The sequence below is a fragment of the Sessilibacter sp. MAH3 genome (assembly GCF_054658275.1).
Map to the genome: position 1 here is coordinate 136,671 of NZ_BAAGIE010000002.1, position 25,457 is coordinate 162,127.

Annotated in this window: 21 protein-coding genes; 14 read left to right on the plus strand and 7 right to left on the minus strand. The window is 43.6% G+C overall.

Translation table 11 applies throughout. The annotated features are described in order from the left end of the window. Positions 1–20: 20 nt before the first annotated feature. Positions 21–665, minus strand: a complete 645-nt coding sequence (gene pdxH, locus ACYQ2C_RS02130; RefSeq protein ID WP_460048724.1) for a pyridoxamine 5'-phosphate oxidase — start codon at positions 663–665, stop codon at positions 21–23. A gap of 209 nt (positions 666–874) precedes the next feature. On the opposite strand from pdxH, the gene ACYQ2C_RS02135 reads away from it, so the two are divergent. From ACYQ2C_RS02135 to ACYQ2C_RS02155, 5 genes are all read left to right on the plus strand, one after another. Further along, a complete protein-coding gene (locus ACYQ2C_RS02135) occupies positions 875–1,546 on the plus strand; it encodes a molybdenum cofactor guanylyltransferase (RefSeq protein ID WP_460099644.1) in 672 nt (223 codons plus the stop codon). A 371-nt stretch (positions 1,547–1,917) separates the two neighbouring features. Beyond that, on the plus strand, positions 1,918–3,321 hold the full coding sequence (locus tag ACYQ2C_RS02140) for a CmpA/NrtA family ABC transporter substrate-binding protein (RefSeq protein WP_460048726.1): 1,404 nt from the start codon (positions 1,918–1,920) through the stop codon (positions 3,319–3,321). 124 nt (positions 3,322–3,445) lie between these two features. After that, positions 3,446–4,465: an ABC transporter permease gene (locus ACYQ2C_RS02145; RefSeq protein ID WP_460048727.1), complete on the plus strand. Its 1,020-nt coding sequence runs from the start codon at positions 3,446–3,448 to the stop codon at positions 4,463–4,465. A gap of 36 nt (positions 4,466–4,501) precedes the next feature. Next, positions 4,502–5,371 carry an ABC transporter ATP-binding protein gene (locus tag ACYQ2C_RS02150; protein ID WP_460099639.1) on the plus strand — a complete coding sequence of 290 codons (870 nt, stop codon included), beginning with the start codon at positions 4,502–4,504 and terminating at the stop codon, positions 5,369–5,371. A 358-nt stretch (positions 5,372–5,729) separates the two neighbouring features. Continuing rightward, a complete protein-coding gene (locus tag ACYQ2C_RS02155) occupies positions 5,730–6,926 on the plus strand; it encodes an alginate export family protein (RefSeq protein WP_460099636.1) in 1,197 nt (398 codons plus the stop codon). Positions 6,927–6,971: 45 nt separating this feature from the next. Here the strand turns inward: ACYQ2C_RS02155 and ACYQ2C_RS02160 are convergent, their stop codons facing one another. The 6 genes from ACYQ2C_RS02160 to purU form a co-directional block, all read right to left on the minus strand. After that, the gene (locus ACYQ2C_RS02160) at positions 6,972–7,823 is read right to left on the minus strand and encodes an ATP-grasp domain-containing protein (protein WP_460099633.1); all 852 of its coding nucleotides are present in this window, start codon (positions 7,821–7,823) and stop codon (positions 6,972–6,974) included. Positions 7,824–7,970: 147 nt separating this feature from the next. Beyond that, entirely contained in the window at positions 7,971–8,309 is a 339-nt protein-coding gene (locus ACYQ2C_RS02165) for a hypothetical protein (protein WP_460099631.1), read from the minus strand. A 244-nt stretch (positions 8,310–8,553) separates the two neighbouring features. Continuing rightward, positions 8,554–9,744: a hypothetical protein gene (locus ACYQ2C_RS02170; protein WP_460115624.1), complete on the minus strand. Its 1,191-nt coding sequence runs from the start codon at positions 9,742–9,744 to the stop codon at positions 8,554–8,556. A 272-nt stretch (positions 9,745–10,016) separates the two neighbouring features. Next, a complete protein-coding gene (locus ACYQ2C_RS02175) occupies positions 10,017–10,628 on the minus strand; it encodes a MarC family protein (RefSeq protein WP_460048736.1) in 612 nt (203 codons plus the stop codon). A gap of 381 nt (positions 10,629–11,009) precedes the next feature. Continuing rightward, positions 11,010–11,756 carry a competence/damage-inducible protein A gene (locus tag ACYQ2C_RS02180; RefSeq protein ID WP_460099625.1) on the minus strand — a complete coding sequence of 249 codons (747 nt, stop codon included), beginning with the start codon at positions 11,754–11,756 and terminating at the stop codon, positions 11,010–11,012. Between the two features lie 259 nt (positions 11,757–12,015). After that, positions 12,016–12,906: a formyltetrahydrofolate deformylase gene (gene purU / locus ACYQ2C_RS02185; RefSeq protein WP_460048739.1), complete on the minus strand. Its 891-nt coding sequence runs from the start codon at positions 12,904–12,906 to the stop codon at positions 12,016–12,018. A gap of 828 nt (positions 12,907–13,734) precedes the next feature. On the opposite strand from purU, the gene ACYQ2C_RS02190 reads away from it, so the two are divergent. From ACYQ2C_RS02190 to ACYQ2C_RS02230, 9 genes are all read left to right on the plus strand, one after another. After that, complete coding sequence (locus ACYQ2C_RS02190) at positions 13,735–15,060, plus strand: hypothetical protein (protein ID WP_460099621.1); 1,326 nt, start codon at positions 13,735–13,737, stop codon at positions 15,058–15,060. A gap of 565 nt (positions 15,061–15,625) precedes the next feature. Then, positions 15,626–16,654: a hypothetical protein gene (locus ACYQ2C_RS02195; RefSeq protein WP_460099618.1), complete on the plus strand. Its 1,029-nt coding sequence runs from the start codon at positions 15,626–15,628 to the stop codon at positions 16,652–16,654. 107 nt (positions 16,655–16,761) lie between these two features. Beyond that, a complete protein-coding gene (locus ACYQ2C_RS02200; RefSeq protein WP_460099615.1) occupies positions 16,762–17,973 on the plus strand; it encodes a hypothetical protein in 1,212 nt (403 codons plus the stop codon). Positions 17,974–18,000: 27 nt separating this feature from the next. Continuing rightward, positions 18,001–19,572, plus strand: a complete 1,572-nt coding sequence (locus ACYQ2C_RS02205; protein WP_460099612.1) for a tetratricopeptide repeat protein — start codon at positions 18,001–18,003, stop codon at positions 19,570–19,572. A gap of 261 nt (positions 19,573–19,833) precedes the next feature. After that, positions 19,834–21,894 (plus strand): PEGA domain-containing protein, encoded by a 2,061-nt coding sequence (locus ACYQ2C_RS02210; protein ID WP_460099609.1) that lies wholly within the window; start codon positions 19,834–19,836, stop codon positions 21,892–21,894. Between the two features lie 6 nt (positions 21,895–21,900). Continuing rightward, positions 21,901–22,188, plus strand: a complete 288-nt coding sequence (locus tag ACYQ2C_RS02215; protein ID WP_460099606.1) for a hypothetical protein — start codon at positions 21,901–21,903, stop codon at positions 22,186–22,188. Between the two features lie 19 nt (positions 22,189–22,207). Beyond that, positions 22,208–23,008 (plus strand): MotA/TolQ/ExbB proton channel family protein, encoded by an 801-nt coding sequence (locus ACYQ2C_RS02220; RefSeq protein WP_460048751.1) that lies wholly within the window; start codon positions 22,208–22,210, stop codon positions 23,006–23,008. A gap of 40 nt (positions 23,009–23,048) precedes the next feature. Further along, on the plus strand, positions 23,049–24,377 hold the full coding sequence (locus ACYQ2C_RS02225; protein ID WP_460099602.1) for a hypothetical protein: 1,329 nt from the start codon (positions 23,049–23,051) through the stop codon (positions 24,375–24,377). Further along, complete coding sequence (locus tag ACYQ2C_RS02230; protein WP_460048755.1) at positions 24,377–25,456, plus strand: vWA domain-containing protein; 1,080 nt, start codon at positions 24,377–24,379, stop codon at positions 25,454–25,456. The genes ACYQ2C_RS02225 and ACYQ2C_RS02230 overlap by 1 nt, the downstream gene beginning before the upstream one ends. Position 25,457: the final 1 nt, after the last annotated feature.

Here is a 25,457-nt window from a genome sequence, read left to right on the forward strand (position 1 = left end):
ACTCATTGATCAATTGATGATTAAGGCATAAGCCGCGACATTAGCCATTGGTTTTGTTCATTTTTTTGATAAACCAAACGATCGTGCAATCGATGACTTCCACCTTGCCAAAACTCAATCTCATGAGGAACCACTCGATAACCACCCCAAAAATCGGGCAAGGGTATTTGGCCGTTTTTAAACTTTTCTTTCATTCGCGCAAATTGTGCCATCAACATTGATCGAGAATCGATTGGACGACTTTGGCTCGATGCCCAAGCCGCGAGCTGGCTTTCTTCGGGACGTGACGAGAAATATTTTAAGGATTCCGCCGTGGATACCTTTTGTGCAACACCACACACCTTTACCTGGCGCTCGGCAAAATGCCACGGAAAGTGCAGACTGATCTTATTATTGATCGATAATTCTTGGGCTTTACGACTCTCGTAGTTGGTGTAAAACACAAAACCGCGCTCATCGACCTGCTTGAGCAGAACAATGCGCTGTGACGGTTGACCATCCGGTGACACTGTCGCTACGGTCATTGCCGTAGGATCTTTAATACCCCAGTCGATAACCTGCTTTAACCATATTTGAAACTGCTCAATGGGATCTGTGAGCATTTCGTCTTCTTTCAGCTGCGCCAGTTGATAATCTCTGCGCAAACCGCTTATTTCTTCAGCCATTAGCGTAATACCGGTAAATGATTAAACGTGTTACGTTGCCATTTCAAATTGAGTTCAGAGAAAATTGAAGCTCTCTGAAAAACAACGAATGGTTGATACGGATTGCTCTCATTATAATAGAAATCTAGGTTTACAATCCTAGTTACCTCAATAACCCTTGAGATTAACCACAAAATGCGCACTGCTGTGCAACGACCTAATTCAAATCAATGAACAATCACCCGCCGTACGAAAACACGACTGATAAACCTGCGGCCGCAGCCGTATTCGGGTGTGTGATCGCCGGTGGTAAAAGCCAAAGAATGAACGGGAGCGACAAGCCGTTCATGACGCGGGAAAACAGCCTCCTTATAGACATTGCATTGAATCATCTCTGCAAAGCCGACATAACAACCTGCGCCATTTCGTCTAGCTCTAAATTAAAATCTCGCTTTGAAGAGTTCTTAAAAACCCGCTCGTCAAACATCTCCGAGATTGATGTACTTGAAGACGAGCCTCAATTTACCAATAAGGGCCCTCTCGCTGGACTGTTCACAGCCTTGCGTTGGGCATACAAAATAAATCCGCACTCTTTGGTGTATACCTGTCCGGTAGACACCCCCTTACTTAGTACAGAAATTCCAGCTCGTCTTCTCAATTCTTTTTATCAAAATAACTGCGACTGCGTTATTGCGGCCCAAGGCGATAAACTCCATCCAATTATCGGTGTCTGGCAATCGAGCAGTTATAAGACATTGGCAGCATTTCTGAACACCTCTCAAAAATACAGCTTTCATGCTTGGCTTTCGCATATTGATTCAAACGTCGTTGATTTTAGCTTTTTAGATCCTTCCACCTTTTTAAACATCAATACTCCGTCAGATCTTCTCGACCCTATCTAACCAAAAAATTGCACCAATAAAATACATATTACAAATTCCAAAAAATATCCAATTCGATAAATCTCATCAAACGATAACTTTTTGAATTTATTTTAGATCACAGTATTCATCATTTTGCTTTTCATTGGTGCGATTTAAAATAAATTAATTCACCACTATTGATCACACAATTAATGTTTGCATTATTATTGACCTATTATTTTTTGATCAATGATCAATAATGATAACCAAGCGCCCCATTTAATCTCCTGATTTTTATAGATTTTTTGCCAAAAAAGCGCCATTTTAAAACTTTGGCAAGGGAATTGCGATGTAAGAGCATAGAACCAATTAGCCATTTCATTGCACATTAGGGTATCTAGGAGTCATAAATGGAAAAACGAGATCAGGACGCAAAATCTGTATTTAAGCGCATAACTTTATTCAAGCATCTTTTAGGTGCAGCAGTTACTTCAATTGCATTAACCGCAACTGGCTTAGTAACAGCCGAAGAATTAGAGTTAGAAAAAGAAGATCTAAAATTCGGTTTTATTAAATTGACCGACATGGCTCCTTTGGCAGTTGCCTACGAAAATGGATATTTTGAAGATGAAGGACTTTATGTAACGCTCGAAGCACAGGCCAACTGGAAAGTATTGTTGGATCGCGTTATTGATGGCCAACTTGATGGTGCACACATGCTTGCCGGTCAGCCGTTAGGTGCAACCATTGGCTTTGGTACACAAGCGCACGTTGTTACTGCATTTAGCATGGATTTAAACGGCAACGGTATTACGGTTTCCAACGATATTTGGGAACAAATGAAGCCGAATATTCCAAAACAAGCCGACGGCAAACCTGTTCACCCAATTAAAGCAGACGCTTTAAAACCGGTTGTGGATAAATATAAAGCCGAAGGTAAGCCTTTTAAAATGGGCATGGTATTTCCGGTATCAACTCATAACTACGAACTTCGTTATTGGCTAGCTGCTGGCGGTATTCACCCAGGTTATTACGCTCCACACAAAGGTGATACTTCGGGCACCATTAATGCCGATGCTTTATTATCGGTAACACCGCCACCACAAATGCCTGCTACCTTAGAAGCCGGTACTATTTATGGCTACTGTGTCGGTGAACCTTGGAACCAACAAGCCGTATTTAAAGGTATTGGCGTTCCAGTTGTTACCGATTACGAAATTTGGAAAAACAACCCAGAAAAAGTATTCGGTGTATCCAACAAATGGGCCGAAGAAAACCCAAATACACATTTAGCCGTTGTTAAAGCATTAATTCGCGCCGCCAAATGGTTGGACGAAAATGATAACGCTAACCGTCCAGCCGCTGTAAAAATTCTATCGAAACCTAATTACGTTGGTGCCGATTACGACGTTATTGCCAACTCAATGACCGGTACTTTTGAATACGAAAAAGGCGACAAGCGCTCTGTTCCAGACTTCAACGTATTCTTCCGTTACTACGCAACCTACCCTTATTATTCAGATGCCATTTGGTACTTAACGCAAATGCGTCGCTGGGGACAAATCGACGAGCCAAAATCCGACAGCTGGTTCTTTGAAGTTGCGAAAAAAGTGTATAAGCCAGAAATCTATATGCAAGCTGCTCAGATGCTAATTGAAGAAGGCAAAATGAAGAAAGAGGATTTCCCGTTTGGTACAGACGGTTTCCGCGATCCTCAAACACATTTTATTGACAATATTACCTACGACGGCCGCAAACCAAATGAATATCTAGAAAAATTCAGCATTGGTTTAAAAGGCGACACAGTTCTCTAAGCAACATTTATAAGGCGGAGATATTCTCCGCCCTCTCAAATTACACGTAAAAATCAAGCCATAACATCATTCATTAACTCGCGGCATCTTAATATGCTGCGCACAGAATACGAAGGTAAAGCACATGTTAAATCGCAGTATTCGATTTTTCGAGCTTACAGGCATGAGCTGGTTAATTCCTATTGCCAACATATTGGCGGGAAAAAATCCAAAGGCTCAATTGAATCAATTACTCTCGAGTCTAGGCGCACCTTTAGCCGCGTTTTTAATTTTTTTATTACTCTGGTCTGTTGCCGCTAAAAATATTGAAACCAGCTTAGGTAACCTTCCAGGACCCAGCCAAACCTGGGAACAATTTCAGTCATTAATAGCTGAGCACGTTGAAGCTCGCGAAAAAGAAGCAACGTTTTATGAACGCCAAGAAGAGCGTAATGAAAAACGAATTGCAAAAGGCGAAGAACCTAAAGAAATTCGTCCGTACACTGGTTCACCAACATTTTTCGATCAGATTTTTACCAGCTTATACACCGTTTTTGTTGGATTTGCGGTAGCCTCAATTATTGCAGTTCCAGTTGGTATTATTTGCGGTCTAAATTCAACCATTTACACAGGATTAAATCCATTAATTCAAATTTTCCGCCCAGTATCACCTCTTGCATGGCTACCTATTGTCACCATGGTGGTAAGTGCACTGTACACAACGGACGACCCGATTCTCGCAAAATCGTTTGTGATTTCAGCTTTTACCGTAACGCTTTGTTCACTTTGGCCAACACTCATTAATACGACGGTTGGTGTTTCAACTATCGATAAAGACCTTATTAACGTAAGCAGAGTTCTACGTTTAAGTTGGCCAACCAAAATATTTAAAGTAGTCGTTCCTGCTTCATTACCCATGATATTTACAGGTTTACGCCTATCACTTGGTGTGGGCTGGATGGTGTTAATTGCCGCAGAAATGCTGGCGCAAAACCCAGGCCTTGGTAAATTCGTTTGGGATGAATTCCAAAATGGTAGCTCGAACTCGTTAGGTAGAATTTTAGTGGCAGTATTTGTTATCGGGATTATCGGCTTCTTACTAGATCGAGTAATGCTGACTCTACAAAAAGCGGTGTCCCACGATAAAACACAAGAAGTTCGATAAACGCTGCGTCACGCATTAAATATTAAGAGGTTCACCATGACAGGTACATACTTAGACATTTCTGGCGTTTCTATCGAATTTCCAACGCCTAATGGTCCGTTTAAAGCATTAGACAATGTTCATTTAAAAATTCAACAAGGCGAATTTATTTCGTTAATAGGTCACTCCGGCTGCGGAAAATCTACCGTATTAAATATTGTTGCAGGCCTGTACAGAGCGACCCAAGGCGGCGTAATTTTGCAAGGCAAAGAAGTGGTTGAACCGGGTCCAGATCGAGCGGTTGTATTCCAAAACCATTCGCTATTTCCTTGGTTAACCTGCTACGAAAATGTTCGTCTTGCCGTCGATAAAGTCATGAAAGGCAAAAGCAGAGCAGAGCGTCATGAGTGGACCGAACATAATTTAAAATTAGTGCACATGGGCCATGCCATGCATAAACGCCCGGACGAAATTTCTGGTGGTATGAAACAGCGCATTGGTATCGCTCGCGCCTTGGCGATGCAACCAAAAGTTTTATTAATGGACGAGCCTTTCGGTGCACTGGATGCGCTAACCCGAGCACACATGCAAGACTCATTGATGGAAATTCAAAACGAATTAAACAACACCGTTATTATGATTACGCACGATGTTGATGAAGCCGTTTTGTTATCAGATCGTATCGTTATGATGACCAATGGTCCTGCGGCAACTGTAGGCGAGATATTAGAAGTAGATTTACCTCGTCCACGTGAGCGTTTAGTACTGGCAGATGATCCAACATACAACCATTACCGCGCCGAAGTCTTAAAATTCTTACACGAACGTCATTCTAAAAAAGACGTTCCGCAAACACCAAAAAAGATTGAGGCGGTTGCTCACAGCAACACACCATCGACACCCGCCAAAAAAAGTGTCGCCGCTTGAGCCGTATCAATAAGCGTAAATTAAATAAAGGAAACTCTGATTAACTCAGAGTTTCTGCGACACGAGGATGTGTCGCCAATTTCAAGAACGATGAGCATTTTCAATTTCCACCCTCTTATTAAATCAAAGATGAGTTAATAAGAGATTCTAAAGATTTATTATTTTACCTTTTGGAATTGTTTTACTTTTTGGACAAGATGTCACTTGCAAAGGGAGTTGCACCCTACCCACATAATAAAACTTAAAAAAGTGGGTAAAAAATTCTTGCATTAAATACATATTATATTAATTGATTTTAACAGCCAGGGAACAATCCTTATAAAGCATTTCTGGACTTGAATCGTTAGGAGACAATCGAATGAAACATCTTAAACAATCTCTCATTACTCTGGCCGTTTGTGCGGCAACCACAAGTTCTTTCAGCGTCAATGCCGACGTATTAACTGAAATGCTTGAAGGTGCAAAACTCTACGGTGACTTTCGTTTACGTTACGAATCCGTAGATCAAGATAACGCCTTAGATGACGCAAGCGCTCTTACTCTTCGTTCACGTATTGGATTTAAAACCGCGGAAGTCAATCATTTTTCTGCTACCGCAGAAATTGAAGATAGCCGAGTTGTGTTAGGTGAAGATGATTTCTCGGTCCCTCAAACGGGCTTTAATACCGGTGAATTTTCTGTAGTTGCAGATCCAGAAGTTACCGAGCTAGACCAAGCCTTTGTGCAATACGGCACCGAAACTCTTACCGCAAAATTAGGTCGTCAAGTATTTGTATTAGACGGACAACGCTTTATTGGTGATGTTGGTTGGAGACAAGATCGTCAAACATTTGATGCCTTAAGTGTTGCGTATAATCCAACCAAAGAAATTACCGTAACCGGTGCTTATTTAGATAAGCGTAATCGCATTTTTGCTGACGACGCCGACATCGATTCAAAAGATTTCATTGGTAACGTTAGTTTCAAAACCGCAATCGGTAAAGTTGTTGGTTACTCTTACCTACTTGAAAACGAAGAAAACGACACTGAGCTAGATACCTACGGTATTAGCTTAGACGGCAGCGCAGTAATTAATGAGAAGGCGAAATTTTTGTACCACGCGGAATTTGCCACCCAAGAAACCGATACCGATTTCGATGCTGATTATTTATTCTTAGAAGCCGGTGTTAAGGTTGCCAACATTACCGCCAAAATTGGTTACGAGCTTTTAGGTTCTGACGACGGCCAATACGGTTTTTCTACGCCGTTAGCAACTTTACATAAATTCAACGGTTGGGCAGATATTTTCTTAAATACTCCAGCAACCGGGCTAGAAGATACTTACCTAAGCCTAAGCGCAAAAGTGGGCCCAGGTAATGCAACCGTTGTCTATCATGAATTCGATACCGACGAAGACACAGCGGCCATTTCTGATTTAGGCAGCGAATTGGATTTACAATACGCGTTTAAATTCGGTAAAAAATACTCAGCGGGTATTAAAGCTGCGTTCTACAGCGCTGATGATGTAGCGGTTGATACCGATAAAGTTTGGATTTGGGTTAGTAAAGCGTTCTAATCAATTATCCAACGGAATAAAAAAGCCTCTTTTAAAGAGGCTTTTTTAACTGGCAATTTTTAGCCATTTTCGACCAGAACTATTTGGCGAAAGCGGACGATGATCTTCACCATTATCTAATAGATATTTAAATATTGCGTCGGTAATGGTTTTACCACCGCCAGGAATACCTTGGGTTCCAAAAAGTCGATTGAACTCAAAGAAATAAGGCCTGTCACCTACCATCGCAATATCAAAACCTGCATGATTAATTCCCAGTGTTTTCGCCCATGTTAATACAAACTCAATGGCTGAGTCGGGAATATTTTTATAGTCTACAGTACCACCACGAGATACATTGGTATGAAAGCTTCTATCAGATTGGTGCCGCCAATAAGAAGCAACCACCTCCCCTCCAACTAAAACAATACGCAAGTCCTTCTCAATCGGCAGCTGTTCCTGAACGTACAAACTATCGGCTATAGACACATACTGCTTCCACTGTACATAGTCTTCAATTAACCAAACACCAACACCCTGAGAAGCCTTAGGCAATTTAGCCACAAACGGTGTTGATAACTCATTCCATATACGATCTGCCTGCTCAGGTGTATTCTTACAGATCCAAGTTTGAGGTGTATTTATCGGAAAAAGTAACTGAGCAACACGGCTCATCTCGATCTTATCGTGACCGATGCGATAGGTCGCAGGACTTGGAAAAATTTGACACTCACACCCGTAGAGTAATGAATTGAGCTGCCAATATTCAGGGAACAACACCCAATCCGCTGAACTTAAAAGCGAAAAAAAACGATCTGGATTGGCTTCATAAGCCTCTGGCTTAACGTAAGCTAAATCAACTTCTTTATTTGATTCTAAACCTAAGGTACGAAAAAGATTAAAAGAAACAACTTTCATATAGGTCTCATAGAAAATAAAGGTGGCGGATTTTGTACAAAAACAAAATTACACGCAACACCTTTAAATCAGAGAATCATCTATTGAAGGGTAAGTATTTTGAGCTGTAAATAATAGAGCTCTTTAGAACCTGCAAGCAATAAACCATCAATTTGTTGTTAATGCATGAGGTGATTCTGCGTCAGCCCAGTCTAATACATTTACACACTGAACATCATTCAAATATTGAATTTTTAAAGGTTGCTTTTGTGCTAATGTAGCCAAAATAAGTGAGTACCAGCCGTTACAAGCTTCGGGAGCAACACCTTTCCATGTCTCTCGGACACTGCAAATCTGTTTACCTTTACTACTTTCATAGATCTCTTGAGAAATTAAACTAACTGCACCATTAGCAGCCATATGAACTCGGTCAGGTAAACCTGTGCAGACATCGGCGAAAGCCGTTGGAGCCAAAATAATTAAAAATACAAATAAATACTTTTTCATAAAACCTTTAACACACAGAATTGAATTTAAACCATTAGCTTTTATGCAATGGCCACATAGGCCATACAGTGTAAATAAAAAACAATGAAAAACTATATATAAATTAGTTCTTAAATGTAAACTAAAGCATTAAGCAATGGTGTAAAAAAATAGATACCAACAAGATTGCTAACATTAAGAATTAATTTCAAAATAAAGATTTAAAAATCTCAAAATCAGTTGATCGTATATTCTAAAAACACTTTCAATTCAAAGACTCTTGCGAGTTCGCCCTCCAGCTTTGTCGAATTTTAGCCATAAATAGAGACTCATTAGGAACCTCTATTTGCTGTAGATGATTTTCTACAAAAAATTCAACTTGTTTATTTAAATCCGCATCATCTTCAAAGGTCACACGGTATTTAACAAACTTATCTTTTAGCTGACACAGATAAATCACCGTTTTAAAGTTACCGCCATCGTTAATTGTGTAACTACCACTCAACGACGCCAGATTTAAAAGAGTTTCTCCGCTTTCGGTAATGCGTTTTATAGGACGAATTTCCACTTCATTAAAACTGGCTTGATCAACACCTTGTTCTTTTAGAAAAATATTAATCTCATGTTTTACAACATCCATTTCTCTAATCAGTACTTTGTCGGAATTGGATAAATCCCAATGTCTTACTGGGTAGACGAATACATCTACGTAATCAAACTCAAATTGCTCATGTACGTAGCGATTTACAGTACCAAACAAAGGATTATGAAAGATTTTTTTCTGATTTAGAGCGTAGTCGCTGGCAAACTCTGGCAGTTTTAAATCATCCACATAGTTGCTGGCCTTCAATTTTTTATTCACATTTTCAGGAGCGAAAACATTTCTCTCTTGAAAGTCTTTAACAATGTGCGATGTGATACTTTTAGCAATATCGGCGGAATCGTTTTGATCCACAGTAAAAAGATTGCTGTTCGCCACAAAAGGAATATCTTGCTGGTATTGTTCAATAAGTTCGCCGTTCCAAACTAGAGCAGCATCAACCCGATAAGTTTCTTCACTGGTAAGAGGCGCAATTAATAATGTCGCCGCAGAAAGCGTATTTTGACCTATTGATTTACCGGAGGTTTGTGAATAATTTGCAACACTAATTAAGATATTAAAATCAACGTCAGATTCAGCGTAGTACACATTTTCAAAAAGATTGGTGTTCTTAAATTCTTCGTAGAAGTATTGCAAGCGCACGTTATTGGTTGCGCAAAAGTGCCATGCTGATTGCTTGTCATAGTTACTACAGAATTCCGACAGCTCATCGGACGGTGTTTGAAAATAGATAGAAACTGGGGGAAGTTTTTCGTCGGGTAAATCGTCGTACTCGGCTACGGTAAATTGATTCGTAGTTGCACAACCCGTTAACAGCGCAAACCCTAACGCCAAAACACTTCCCTTATAAATCATCATCTATTCCCTTTTGTGCAGTAGTTATAATAGAAAACTCTGATTAACTAAGAGTCTCTTGCAACACTTGAGTGTGCCGCCAATTTCAAGAACGGTAAGAAGTTGAAATTGTGAAGACGTTGGAAATCGTATTGTCAATTTCTGCGTCTGATTAAACCATGGATGAGTTAATCAGAAGTTCCAATAATGTTTCTACCATCGGAAATATGGCAGTTCAAGAACTGCCAATTAAAAAACCTTAAATTATTACAAACACATACGCTAAAAATAATTTAGCTTCCCGGCATCCATTGTTTTACACCCAACGCATTCATTACTAACTCTACAGACAGTGCAGCCAATACCATGCCCATGATTCGCGTTAAAATATTAGCACCACCTAAACCTATGGCTTTGATGATTCGCGATGAGAACAATAATAGCAGTAAGGTAATGCCCAATACCGCAAGCATAATTAAGGCAGTTCCTATTTGGGCGGTAATTGGATAAACGTTGTTATCGGTTAATAAAATAACGGCCAATATGGCCCCCGGAGTTGCCGTGGCAGGAATGGCTAATGGAAAGACCGCCATGTCGTGCTCGCTATCGCGATTAGCGTTTTCTGAGCCTGATCCAAAAATCATCTGTAGGCCAAATAAGAAGAGAATAATGCCGCCGGCCAATTGGAAAGAAACTAAACGTATGCCCATGGCGCCGAGCACAATTTGACCAACAATAATGGCTCCCAATAAAACACTACCCGCATAAATGATGGCTTTAATCGCCGTGGCTTTACGTTTTTCAGGTGTTAAATGAGCGGTAAGTGCGGCGAACAATGCCATGGTGCCTAAAGGATCTATGGTTGCCCAAATAATCAGAAAGTCTTGAATCAGTTTATCTAGCATTTTAGCGGTACTGGCCTTAAGTATTTAGGAGTTAAGTTCTCTAAGACCAATAATGTAGAGTTTGGTTATGAGCCAAGGCAAGAAAATTCGAGAAATATTATGGCGACAGCTGAGAGGCGTTTTGCTGTTCAACAGACTTTTAATTTAGGGTTATTTTTTAGTAGTGGAAACGCTGGTTAACCTAGAGTTTCTCACGACACAAGGATGTGTCGCCAATTTCAAGAGCTGTACGTGATTGAAATTGGCAAGAAATTGTCAATCGCATGGTCAATTTCTGCTCTCTGATTAAATCATAGATGAGTTAATCAGAGGTTCCTATTAGAACCTTCAATTAAAATCGTAGGTTAATTGAAGATTCCGTAAAACGTGTGTGCTCAAGGATCAGTCGTTTTTGCAATAAAAACCTAAGGCCTCTACGCCCGCAATTAATTCAGTCATAGCTTGCTCAACCAACTCATTGTTGCCTTTAAATCCCAGTTCTATTTGCCGCTCACCGCCTTTCATCATTGGCAGGCTGAATAGTTTCAACGTTGGATAGTTAGCAACTAACGTTTCCATTAAGGGTGTTACCACACTTTCATGGGCGCCGATAGCAAAAACAGATTTTTCGCAGTAATGCTGATCAACAAGATGATGGAGCTTGTGCGTTAATACCCAATCCATCATAGGCTCGGCCATTTTAGGAAATCCGGGCGTAAAAAAGTGGTTATTAACAGAAAACCCCGGAATTTTATTGACCGGATTGGGAATGACTTCTGAGCCAACAGGAAATTCGACCATTTGATAATGATGAGGCAAGAGTTCTCTGTCGTTTTCGCGAGCAAATTCGTTAAGCAATTCTAAACCTACAGGGTGTTGCTCAAGAGGAATATTTAAGGCTTCGGCGACAACAGCACGGGTTAAATCATCGGGTGTACTGCCAATTCCGCCGGTGCTAAATACGTAATCACCACTGGCAAAACTTTCTTTAAAGGTATGCAAAAGAAGATCTCGGTCATCCGAGAGTATTTTCACCCAACTTAACACCAAGCCGCGCGGTTTTAGCAGCTCGATAATATTGGGGAGATGCTTGTCGACTCTTCGACCCGACAAAACCTCATCACCAATAACAATTAATCCAATGCCCATATTTACTCCATCCGGTACAACAAAAACGGCTTCATCACAGTTTCAAACGAGCAGTTACGCAGATCTCATCTTACCGGATGAAAAGATAGAATTCTCTGATTAACCAAAACTGCACGAGCGACACGAGCAGGTATCGCCAATTTCAAGAACAGTAAGTGCTTGAAATTGAGAAGACATTGAAAGTTATGTATTCAATGTCTGCTCCTTGATCAAATCGTGTCGACGTAATTAGAGGTACCAATCGTTAAATTTATTAACATTAACGGGGAAACACCACGGTTTTGTCGTCATTGAGCAGAACCCTGTGTTGGGCATGCCAAGCTACCGCCCGATTCAATACCACGCGCTCTACATCTCTACCGATCTCAACCATTTCCTCCGCCGAGTTAGCGTGATTAACACGCTCGACGGCCTGCTCAATAATTGGGCCTTCATCCAGATCGGGTGTCACATAATGGGCCGTAGCACCAATGAGTTTAACACCGCGATTAAACGCTTGATGGTAAGGACGTGCACCTTTAAAGCCGGGTAAAAATGAATGGTGAATGTTAATGGCTCGGCCTTTCAACTGTTGGCACAACGAATCTGACAAGATTTGCATGTAGCGAGCTAACACCAAGAAATCGGCATAGGTATCGTTCATTAATTGCAAGATAGCCTGCTCTTGATCGGATTTGGTATCTTTGGTGACCGGTAAATAGTGGTAAGGCACTTGGTACCACTCACACAGAGGTCGCATTACTTCGTGATTAGACACCACCGCGACCACATCGATAGGTAACACGCCTCGCTTCCAAGAATTCAATAGGTGCTCTAAACAGTGCCCCCACTGGGACACAGCAATCACAACACGAGGCTTGTAGCGGTAATCGTTCAGTTGCCAATCCATTTCGAAGCGTCGCGCTAAGGGCTCAAACGCTTGTCGCACTTGCGATAATGATTTTTCGCCTTGGCAAGAACTCAGCACGGTACGCATAAAAAACTTGTGGCTATTTGGGTCTTCAAATTGATTGGATTCATTGATGTTAAATCCTTGAAGCGCAAACATATTGGCTACTGCCGCAACAATACCGGGTTGATCTTTGCAGCTAAAGCGCAGAACAACTTCCTCAACGATATCGTTGTTAGGTTTGGTGATTTGGCTGGTCATGTGTGTATCCAGATACTCGTAAATCAAACTTTCCTTGTGAAGGAATGCAATCCTATCAATGCACAAAGACTGTTACCGTTGCCAACAACAAAAGCGGCCGGTGTATGCATCGAAAAAGTGCCGCAATATACCATAGAAGACTTGAATTTTGATGACAGAGGCAGAAACTGGCCGAATGTCTTGCATTGAGGTCTCAAAACTATACGGTCAACGCACGACCCACGTTAATAACCGTAAATTGTTCAATTATTCAGTGAATATTTGAACAATTCAGCACTTTTGTATTAACTAAAAAGCCTATAGTTGTATCCTAGGAAATGGAACAATTTGTGCCAAATAATCTATTGCCAAGGTTCTCGGTGTAAGTAAGTTGCAATAAAACGTCACTATAAATGACGTGTTGAGTTGACAGTGTGTCGACTTTTTTCGTCGTATTTAATGCTAAGGTTGCAACCGATAGCTGATGCTTTTTACACATGCTCCGATCTTGTGATCGAGTCGAGCTTTCTCGATTCAATATTGGCTAAAAATTTCTGATTAACGCGCGAGCCAGTAAAGATGAAACGATTGGAACCTCTGATTAACCTTTTCATGATGTGATCAGAGGACGGAAATTGCCCAGACAGCTGTCAATTTCTTTGTAATTTCAATCACTTACCGTTCTTGAAATTGGCGACACATCCTTGTGCTGCTGGAAATTCTAGGTTAATCAGAGATTCCTATTTTGTGAAAACTGCAACGAACTGCTCGCTCATACGTTAAGTTTGTACGCCGTCGGTAGCGACACATGACAACGATTTCACAGGGGATGATTCACGGGTAATAACTATGCTTCATTTAATTTTGCCAACCAACATTGTTAAAAAGCTCAGTTCACACGGTTTAGGTGTGCTTACTTACGTCGCCCTGTGCAGTCCGGCTTTTGCCCAAACGGACCAATCCTTAGCGCTGGCTAATGACGCGTCGCCGCCTGCCCCTGCGGCACAAACACGGCTTATTCCACGAATCGAAAATGAGATTGCTCGAATCGAATCCGAACAAGGGCCATTCGGTGCATCGCTCAGTGAGCAACTACAATCTCTGGCGACACGATATCAAGACCAAGGCCTGCACGAAGAAGCCTTGATTGCCCTAAATCGCGCCATTCATGTGCAAAGAATCAACGGCGGTTTATACGACCTTAGCCAAGCGCCTTTAATTGAACAGACCATTAGCAGTCATGTCGCGCTCGGTGATTGGAACGAGGCCAGTAATCGCCATGATCATTTATTGTGGTTGCATCAACGTAATTTTGCCGACGACGATCCACGTATGCTGCCGGTCTTTGAGAAACTGAGCGACTGGCACCTAAACGCCTACTCAGTGAACCGCAGTTCGGTAATTGGTCACCTTCTGAACGCCTACAACCTCTACAATAACTCGCTAGCTCTTATCCAAAGTAATTTTGGCCAAAACGACCTACGATTGGTCGACCCACTTAGAGGTTATGCTTTGGCCAACTATTACTTTGCCAATTTGCGCTTTGAACAAAACGATCCAGCCTATCGATCTCAATTCAATCAACCAACCAGTACTGCCGAATTCTCGACCCGAGACAACCGCCGCAGCGATCGTGAAATTGAACTGAAGCTACGCATTGACCAGTACATTCAGAGTTCGTATGTCCAAGGCAAAAAGGCGATGCTGAAAATTGTCGATATTTATAAACATAACGACAATGTCGATCCCAAAGAAATGTTTATCGCGCAGGTTCAATTGGGCGACTGGTACATGTTGTTCAATGCACCCAAAGCTGCTGCAAAAGAGTATGAAGAAGCCTTAGCGATGGTGGATGAAAAAAATGACGAAGAGCTTAGCAACTACGCAAAATCCGTATTTTCGCACCCAACGGCCCTACCCGATCAGCCTTTAATCGAAACAGAATCCTACGAACTCAACGGCGAGCCTGAGTTTGTTATGGTGAAGTACGACGTAACCGATAACGGCAACACACGAAATATAGAAGTGTTAGACGCCCAGCCGGAAAACAATATCGGTCTACGTATTAATGTGAAACGTAATTTACGCAATGCTATTTTCAGACCTAAATACGAGAATGGTAAAGCCGTTGATACCACCGGTATCGTGCACCGATTCGTAGTTCCCAACAGCTAAAAGCGCCGTCAGGTACTTTTACACATCTAGATTCGTGCTAAAACCTTGGTGAACAGCGCCAAGGTCGCAGCATGAAAACTTTTTTTTCAATATTCTGTCGATATCTTTTTGTAGCAAAGAATCATTGATAACAATGATGGTATAAGGCTTTTAAGGTAACGTTTTAAGAATCTTACGCGGCAAGATTTCACAAAAGCTAAATATCGGAGCACTTTCACGCGCCGTTAAGGTTGAGTAAATTTAAACTTGCTAGCATTTTTTGCTGACTTTGCACGGCTGCAACTTGGCGACTTACCGCGAGAGTTGACACAAAAAAACAACATTAGAACAAAAATCCTTCATGGCGAGCCTAGAAGATATATTGGAAACTCTGCTTAACCCAGAGTTTCCAGCGGCACAAGGATGGGTCGTCAATTTCAAGAACGGTAAGTGATTGAAGTTGTAAAGAAATTGGAAATCGCATTGTCAATTTCTGTCTTCTGATTAAATCAGCGATAAGTTAATCAAAAGTTCCTAAACCATAGAAGACATTTATAGAAGCAATAAAGCACTATGAGGACGAAAAATGGCGAACAAACCTATCAAGCTTATGAGTCTTTCCGTGCTGACTGCAGTTATTCTTGCAGGCTGCGGCGGCCAAACCTCGTCCCAGTCGTCTGGTCAAAACCCTTCGCAACCCAGCGCCAGCTCATCCTCTAGTTCCTCTTCATCACCATCTAGTAGTAGCAGCTCCGGTGGCAATGCAACCGTCTCTCGACCCGGATCACCGTCCGGTACTAGCGATACTTCATCTCGAAGCTCATCGAGCACCTCATCAGGCAGCAGTTCGTCCACGCCGTCTGGTTCTACCAGTTCAGGCTTACCCAGGGGTACAACCTACGGTGGCTCCAAGTCCGGCTCAGATGCGCAAGCAACAACAGGGTCAGACGGTGGTTTTGACAACGAAAATACCAGTGGAGAAGCATCGCTTCCCGGAGCTGCAAACCAGCCTGCCAATCAAACCGCAGGTGCCGGTCAGTCTCAATCCGACGACATAGATTTCTCAGACGATGCCAATGCAGGTAGTGGTGGCCAAGAAAGCTTTGAAGAAGCACAAGCACCCGGCACCGCTGGCTCGGGAACGGGGACAGGTCGAAGCACCCAAGAAGAAATCGCCGCAAAAGAAGCCATTTTTAGAGATACCGTTGGCGACTATGACGGTTACATCTTAAAAGAACGCGAATACATCGCGAATCGACGCAACGCCAGTGGCAGCGAAGAAGACTTAGAAGATTTCGACGGGCCTCTTTTTGATGAGGTCGAAGGATCAGGCACTCCCGGTGGTAATGGTGAAAATGAAGGCCCCGGCAGCGCTTATGAATCTACCACCAGCACGGCAGGTGTTGGCAATCGACCACCCGGCCCCGGCGACAACCGCGAAGGTGACTTTGAACACACCTCAGCAAGCAATACACCACCGCCCGACATTCCAAGCGGTAACGACGACGATGTTGTCGCAAGACAAATTCGCGAGGCGGCTATGCGAGAAACCGACCCCAAGTTGCGTGAAGCTCTGTGGGACGAATATCGCAAGTATAAAAATCAGCAAAAATAACAGTGACTTTTATCTACCCTCTGATATCTACCCCCTGATTGAATCGCGAATAAGCGTATCAGAGGCTCCCTAAAAGATATCGGCGAAAACAAATACAGGCTTAAACCATGGCGATAACTCAATATTCGCAAACCATTGCTAACCTAAAGCGCATTTTTATTGTTCTGACGATGGTCACCGCTGCATTTGCAATTACCGGTTGTGCCAATAAGGTCGTCAAATCCACTGCGCAAACACCACTTGAGGTAGAAACCAGCAATATTCCTGAAAACGAATTGTTGGATGTAGGAATCGTTATTTTTGATCCGGGTCTTGAGGACGAAAGTAAGTCAGTTATTCCCGTCTCCTCAGAAGTTCGCAAGGCAGAATCACAGTTTTTCCCTGTAAAACTCATGGACGCCATGCAACGCAGTGCCGCTTGGGGAGCCGTTCGTGTTGTTCCTAACGAAAATGCCGCGGTTGATGTGATGGTTACCGGAAAAATTATTTCCTCCGACGGTGAGCGTTTGATCTTAAATATTCGCGCCTTCGATTCTGTGGGCGATCAATGGTTTGAAAAAGAATACGAACAAAAAGCCAGCAAATACAGCTACGATCCCGCCGCAAGAATTCGTCGCGATCCGTTCTCCAGCGTGTATAACGAAATCGCCAACGATTTATTAGAATACAAACGCCAGCTGGCCAGCGATTACTTAAGAAAACTGCGCATTGTTACCGAACTAAAATTCGCCAAAGACTTTTCACCAGAGGCCTTTGACAATCATTTATACGTCGATAAAAAAGGCGAATATCAACTCAATCGCTTACCGGCCGAATCCGACCCAATGCTTGAGCGCATTCGCACCATTCGTGAACGCGATTATCTTTTTGTCGATACGCTTCAAGAATATTACGGCACCTTCGTTAACGAAATGGAAAAACCCTATCAAGAATGGCGCAGCCAAAGCTATTCCGAGGCCGCGGAAGTTAGACGTTTACGCGCCCAGGCCATTGGCCAAACCGTGGCCGGTGTTGCATCGGTTGTGGGCGGCATACTCGCTGCTGGATCTTCGGATGCCTCTGCCAGAGCGGCGGGCTCGGTCGCCATTGTCGGCGGCGGTTATCTAATCAAAGAAGGTTTTGGCACCCGCTCGGACAGTAAATTACACCTTGAAGCACTCAGAGAATTGGGCGACTCACTGGGCGCCGAAGTAGAATCTCATTACATTGACTTAGAAGATCGCACCATAACGCTCTCGGGAACGGTAGAAAACCAATATGAGCAATGGCGCGAAATACTCCGAGATATTTACGATTTAGAAACCGGCGGCGTTCAATAATCGTCGATAGAGATTACTGTATTAAAAATGACTGATTCGAACAAAAACGACATTACCGACAACGAACAACCTACCGAAGTCACTCAAAAACCTTCACCCCCTATTGAGCCTGCACCTTGGGCTCAGGGACCCATCGCACAAGTTTCGACAACACCTTGGTGGATGGAGCCCAAAGCCATTGTGCCATTTATTTTACTGATTGTTTTGTTGGTTCTGGTTATTTTTTGGCTGCCGAGTTTGGTTACACCCAGCAAACCAGTAGCCAGTGACAACAGCGCGCCACCGGCCAACACCTCGCAATCGGCGGCTGCAAACGCCGCCGCTGGCGGTAATCTCGAATCACCGTGGAGTGAAGCACAGCTCGCCAAGCAGCGCCGTGAAGCACAGGATATTCTGGCAAAGATTCTTGATCACCAGCGTAAGCTCGAACAAGCACAGGTGACTTCTTGGGCTAACGAAGAATTCTCCAACGCTATGGCAACCGCAGCTAGCGGCGATGAACAATATCGCAATCGAGAGTTTGAACAGGCTAAAACGCTCTATAAACAAAGCTTAGAGGCCTTTACCGCACTGTCTGAAAAAAAGGATTCGGTCTTTCAAGAAACCTTAGCCGAAGGTATTGCCGCTTTAGAAAACAACGACCCTAAAATATCCGTCGAAAAACTCTCCCTTGCCACACAAATCGATCCCAGTAGCACCCAAGCCAAACAAGCGTTAGCGCGGGCCAATAATCTTGAAGAGGTGTTGGATTTAGTAAAAGTCTCGGATCAACTTCAAGAACAACGCCAATGGCAAGATGCGCTAAAAAAATTGAAAGAAGCACAGGCTTTAGATTCGCAATCAAAGTTAGTCGATGAAAAAATAAAAGCACTGACGGTAACCATTGTTGATCAACGGTTTGCAGAAACCATGTCTCGGGGTTATAACGCCCTCGACGACGGCGATTTTCGTGGCGCAAGAGAAGAATTCAAAGCGGCATTGGCCATAAAACCCAACGCCAGCGACGCACAAGCGGCAAAAACACAAGCTGAAAACCGTTTGCTACAAACCGCTCTCAGCCAGCAATTAACCATTGCTGAAACTCTGGCAGAACAAGAAAACTGGGAAGATTCCCTAGCAGCCTACGAAAACGCTTTAAAATACGACCCTAATTTGGTCAACGCGCGCATCGGTAAAATTAAAGCGTCTACCCGGCTTAAGTTGGATGAAAACCTCAATGCGCTCATCGCCGATCCGTTACGAATTGCAGATCCTCAGGTTTTAACTCAGGCCCAAAAAACGCTGACCGACGCAAAAAACATTTCTGCGCCGGGGCCAAGACTCTCCCAACAAATTGCCAAGCTAGAAAACGCCATCGACAGTGCACAAACACCGGTAACGGTGAGTATTCAATCCAACAATCAAACCGAAGTTACGGTGTACCGCGTCGGTAAACTCGGTGTGTTTGAAGAGCACTCTCTACAGCTTAAACCGGGCCGTTACACCGTTGTGGGTTCTCGTGCAGGTTATCGCGATGTGCGCCAAGAATTCACCGTTACCGCCGATAAAAGCCCAATTTCTATTCGAATTCAATGTGAGGAGAAAATAGCGAGTCTTTAATGATACTTTTTAGGTGGTTTTTGCGGTAACTTTTGCCAGAGCCTTTGCTTCGCGATAGAACTCACAAGCTCAAAGAGCAAATATCAGTATCGTGTTACGACTGTCCATAACGATATTCAAAAAAAGACATTCGAAACAGTGACGTTAAGAAAAAGCGACGTTAAGAAAAAGTGACGCGCAGAAAAACTGTTAAAGACTTATTTCGATCCAAATCGGCCTGAACAATCAGATCGTGAAATTAAAAACCTCATTAAGTTGTATATGGATAACAAACCGTCGATCAAACGCATTCAAGCAGCACAGTTTACTCCCACCGCTGCCGTCGAAACAAAATCAGGATTTGTTTTTAAACCAATCTACGGCGTAATCGCTGCGCTATTTTTAATCGTCCTAGTCTCTGGTTGGTATTTGATCAGCGCGCGATCATTAATCATTTATACCAATCCCATTGATGCTGAAGTAAACCTAGAAGGTGGTTTTCACCTAAAACTGGGCGACAGCTATTTATTGCTACCGGGACAGTATCAGGCCGTTATCACTCATCAAGATTACTTCACCTTATCGTCGGATATCACCGTAAGTAGCCAAGAGAACCAAACCATTGAGCTTAACCTAGCACCGCTGCCGGGTTCGCTAAAAATCAATTTGGCCGAAAATACCGAGATAGAAGTGTTCATCGATGGCGAAAAAGCCCAGGTTACAGAAAACCTAATCATCAAGGACATTTCGGCCGGTGAACACAGATACACCATAACCAGTGCGCGTTTTCAAAACTATTCAGACACAGTCATCATTGAAGGCAAGCGCATTCAGCAAAGTCTTGATGTTTCATTGGTTCCCGCGTGGGCAGACATCAGCGTTAACTCCTTACCCGAAGGTGCCGAAATCTATGCCGACGGCGAGCTGCTCGGTAAAACACCAGCCAGTGTAGAACTGCTTCAAGGCGATCGCGATATTGTTTTAAAACTCAGCGGTTACAAAGACAAAACCTACCCGCTTACCATTAAAGCGCAAGAAGATCAAAAGGTAGGAACCCTAGTTTTAGAAAAAATCGATGGTCAAATCCAACTAACGTCCTCGCCGCAAGGTGCGAGCGTTACGATCGATGGATTTTATGTGGGGCAAACACCGATAACCGCTCCAGTCACACCTAAAAACGGTATGCGCGTACGGTTTTTTAAAGATGGCTATCAATCGGTATCCAAGTCTGTGAGCGTTAAATCCGGGGATAAGATCGATTTAAGCGCTAACCTACCGGAGCTACTTGGCTTAGTCCGTATTTCTGCAAACCCATCCGATGCACTGCTTTACGTTGATGGCCGCTTAAGTGGTCGCGCCAGTCAGTCGTTAAAATTACCGGCTCGCCAAACGCGCATCACGATAAAAAAAGAAGGCTACGCCGATTACTCCACAGCGGTTATTCCACATCCAGAGCTTACGCAAAATGTTTCGGTACAGCTTAAAACATTAGAAGAGGCCAAGTGGGAAAACGTTAAACAAACCATTACCGCAGCCGATGGCCAAACGCTTAAATTATTCCGTCCAAACGATACCTTCACCATGGGTGCATCGCGGCGCGAACAAGGTCGCCGCTCTAACGAAACCCTGCGCACGGTTCAATTGACGCGCCCGTTTTATATGGCAACCACCGAGACCACCAACGCGCAATTTAAACAATTCCAAGCCACACATTCATCCAGCCATGTGTCTGGAAACAGTCTCGATAACGACCAATTACCGGTCGTAAACGTGAGTTGGGTAGAAGCGGCCAAGTTCTGTAACTGGCTGTCGCAACAAGAAAATCTGCCGCTGTTTTATAACTTTGAGAACGACGAATTTAAAGGCTTCAATTCGCAATCAAACGGTTATCGGTTACCAACCGAAGCAGAATGGGCTTGGGTTGCACGATTTAAAGATGGCGACATGCTTCGCTACTCTTGGGGAGACGCCCTACCACCGCCGGATAAATCCGAGAATATTGCCGATCGTAGCGCGGCGTCTATTTTAGGTGTTATTCAAGCGGGTTACGATGACGGCTACATAGTGACCTCACCCGTGAAAAGTTTTGCGGCAAACCATAATGGCTTGTTTGATATAAACGGTAACGTCTCGGAATGGATCAGCGATTTTTATCTGATTAAAACCGGAATTTCCTCAGAGACCGAAGTCGATCCATTGGGTCCAGCCGAAGGTGATTTCCATGTAATTCGTGGTAGCAGTTGGTCAAGTGGTGGTATTTCCGATTTGAGATTGTCGTATCGCGAGTATGGCAACGACCGTAAAAATACCATCGGTTTCCGTATCGCACGTTTCTTGGATTAAGCACGTATGAAATCTATTTTCGGCTTTAATTTCCGTCTGAACTTGTTAAAAACTGCGCTCAACTGCGCAGCGTTTACGATCGTATTGTCGGTAAGTGCTTTAAGTTTTGCACAAACAAGCGACGATACTGAGTCGGATTCTGAATCATCCAACCAAGAACAAAACGACAAATCAGCTCAAGAACAAAACAACAAATCTTCGACGGCACAAAGTAACTCAGAACCCGCACCGGAATTTATTCCCAGTGAAGAGATATCGGAAGATTTATCCGTGTCTTTTCCAACCGATATTTAATCGAATTTAAGGAGATGTAATGAAGCGCAATGGCTCTTCAGAATTTTTGTACCAGCTCTTCGCGCTAATTACCGCGGCGATATTGGTTCACGCCGTGTACGTAACACTGGTACGCCCACAAGCCGATGCCATAGTTCGTCATCAAATGGAATTACAAGAAGCCGGAGAGAACGCACCCAGCGAACGATCTATTTTTGTGGTTTTAAAAGATTACGAACAGGAAGCCTGTTTTATTTTAATGCTCTGGGCTTTAGCGATCATGGGTTACAAAGCCCGAGATATTATGGCCGAACGCCGACTGTTATCGGCATCAATCCTGAACCTTCGCGAAGGCATAACCATTTTACCGGAAGACGCCCGCGATTTATCTCGCCCTATTCAATCACTGCCGGTGGCTCAGCAATTAATGCTCTTGCCAAGGGCTTTATTAAAAGCGCTGCAACGCTTTGACTCCTCCAAAAGCGTTACCGATGCGGCCAACGCGGTGCGAGAAACCTGCGAAACAGAGTCTGATCGTCTCGACAGCGAATTGGCGATGATTCGCTATATTGCATGGGCAATTCCGTCTATTGGATTTATCGGTACCGTGCGCGGTATTGGTGAAGCACTCGGCCAAGCGCACAAAGCCGTACAAGGTGACATTGCAGGCGTTACGGTAAGTTTGGGGGTTGCCTTTAACTCAACATTTATCGCCTTGGTGATCAGTATTATCGTGATGTTTTTTACCCACCAACTTCAGTTGATGCAAGAACGACTGGTGCTTGATACCGAAAACTACTGCGATTCAAACCTGTTACGCTTTTTAACGGTTCGCAATTAATCAGCATTTATCAATCGTCCCTATCGCTCTGGAAACACCCGTGGCCAATACACAACGTATTTTTGTATTAGATTTAAACGATCATAATCTGTGCTTACAGAGCGAAGACACGCAAGTCTTTGCGCCCGGCTACGCTATTTTTGATGATCACGAAATTACCACGGGTAAAGATGCCAAAAACCAATACCGCTTAAAACCCTTAAGTGCCAGCAATCAATTTTGGGATCAACTCAGCCTCGACCCAATTCGCAGCGCAACCGCGCGTGTTAAACACAACGCCGATCTGGTTTATCACCAACTAAAAACCTGGTTTGAAGAATTTTCGGTAAGCCACCTGATTATTTCGGCACCGGGTTCTTACAGCGAGCGCCAATTAGCACTGCTCTTGGGTATTTGCCAGAGTTTAAATGTTCAAGTCGATAGCATTGTCGATTCGGCCGTGTTACACACCACGCAACTCTACAATGGCCAATATGTGCACGTAGAGTTATTACTGCACCAAGCCGTTTTAACACCCATAGACATTCACCAGCGCACCGTCTTAAAAAAACAAGCAACGCTTTTACCCGGTTGCGGCACCGCGCAAATCGACGACGCTTGGGCGCGAGCCATTTCCGATGAGTTTATTCGTCAACTGCGCTACAACCCGTTGCACGATGCCAAAGCGGAGCAATCGGTTTATAACCAATTGGCCGAATGGCAGGTATCACTTGCCGCAGGCAATAACGAAATCAGAATCGGCGAGCAATCCATTAAACTCGCCAACAGTTTGTTTAGTGACGCCATCAAACCCTTATTGAGTCGCGTCATTGATCGAATCAAACCACTAGCCGACACCCACAGCCAAATTGTGTTGAGTCCAAGTTGCTCGGCTTTAGTTGGAATGAATGAAATCTTGCCAGAAGCCATTTTATTATCTGAAAACACCACTAGACCTTTGGCCTTTGAGTATCTCGAACAACTGCAAGACGATCACGGCGAAACTGCGTTAATTCACCAATTAAGAGCCAATCCCGCGCGCTCGGTGACTTTTAACGATCTTAATTATTCTGGGAGCCATCAGTCCGAAACGACCGCATTATTAGAATTAACGCCCAGCCATCTGCTCGTTAATTCCCAAGCTTATCCCATTGGTAAAAGGCTGCTTCTGGATTCTCGGCTATTGCCACTCGATTCTCACAACAAAGCTCTCGATGCCTTTGTGGAATTATTCTCCGAGGCCGGTGTTGTCTATCTCAACATTTTGCACGACGGCTTAACAATGAATGATCGGGAAGTTGATTTTAATTCTACCGTTAACGCCCTAAAAATCGGCGATAAGATCGCCAGCGCCTTAGCCAACGCCACACTCATTAAGGTTCATCATTAATGGCTCGTTCGCGCAGATTTACCACCTTCAGCCTATCGTTTCTCGACATTATGTCGTGCGGCTTTGGCGCGGTTGCGCTGATTTTTTTGATCATCAAACACGATGTAGATACCCAAACCGAAAATCAAAGCCCGCAGCAAAATGCTGAAGTTAATCTTTTAGAAGAGGAAATCCGCGAGGGGGAAGAAAACCTCGTTCGAGCTCGCAATACCATTTCCGACATTGATCAGCGCTTAGCCCAAGCTCAAGGTTTGGCAACGCGAATTAACGAGGATCTAACCCGCCTTCAAGGTGCCATTGAAGACCTAGACGCCGAAGATACTGACTCCGCCGTTGATGCTTTGAAGAAAAAAATTCAAGACTTAGAGAAAGAAAAACAACAGCTTGAAGCCGATGCCGATCAAAGCGCCAATAATTCTCGACGCTTTATCGGTGAAGGTAATCGACAATATTTGACCGGTTTAAATCTTGGCGGCAGGCGCGTGTTAATCATGCTCGATGCCTCGGCCAGTATGCTGGATGAATCCATTGTTAACGTCATTCGGCGCCGTAACATGGACGACTCGATAAAAAAACAATCGCCCAAATGGTTGCGAGGGCTCGCCATCGTCGAATGGCTGGTGGCGCAATTACCGCCAAATGCTCAATACCAAATTTACACATTCAATACCGATGCACAATCACCGCTGTTGGGCACAGAAACTCAGTGGTTAAATATCGATGACAAAGCGCAGCTTGAAAGAGCCATCGATAATTTACGCCAAACTATTCCTCAAAACGGCACCAGCTTGCATCGCGTATTTACCACGTTAAATCTGCTTAACCCAAGGCCCGATAACATCTTTTTAATTACCGATGGTCTGCCCACGCAGGGTGCAAAACCGAGCCGTAAAACCACCATTACCGGCCCTGAGCGCTTAAAACTGGCCGACTCAGCCATTGCACTGCTACCGGCGGGCGTTCCCGTAAATACCATCTTATTACCCATGGAAGGCGATCCATTTGCTCCCGCGGTATTTTGGCAACTGGCGCAAATCAGCCAAGGTGCGTTTTTAACTCCATCCAAAGATTGGCCTTAAA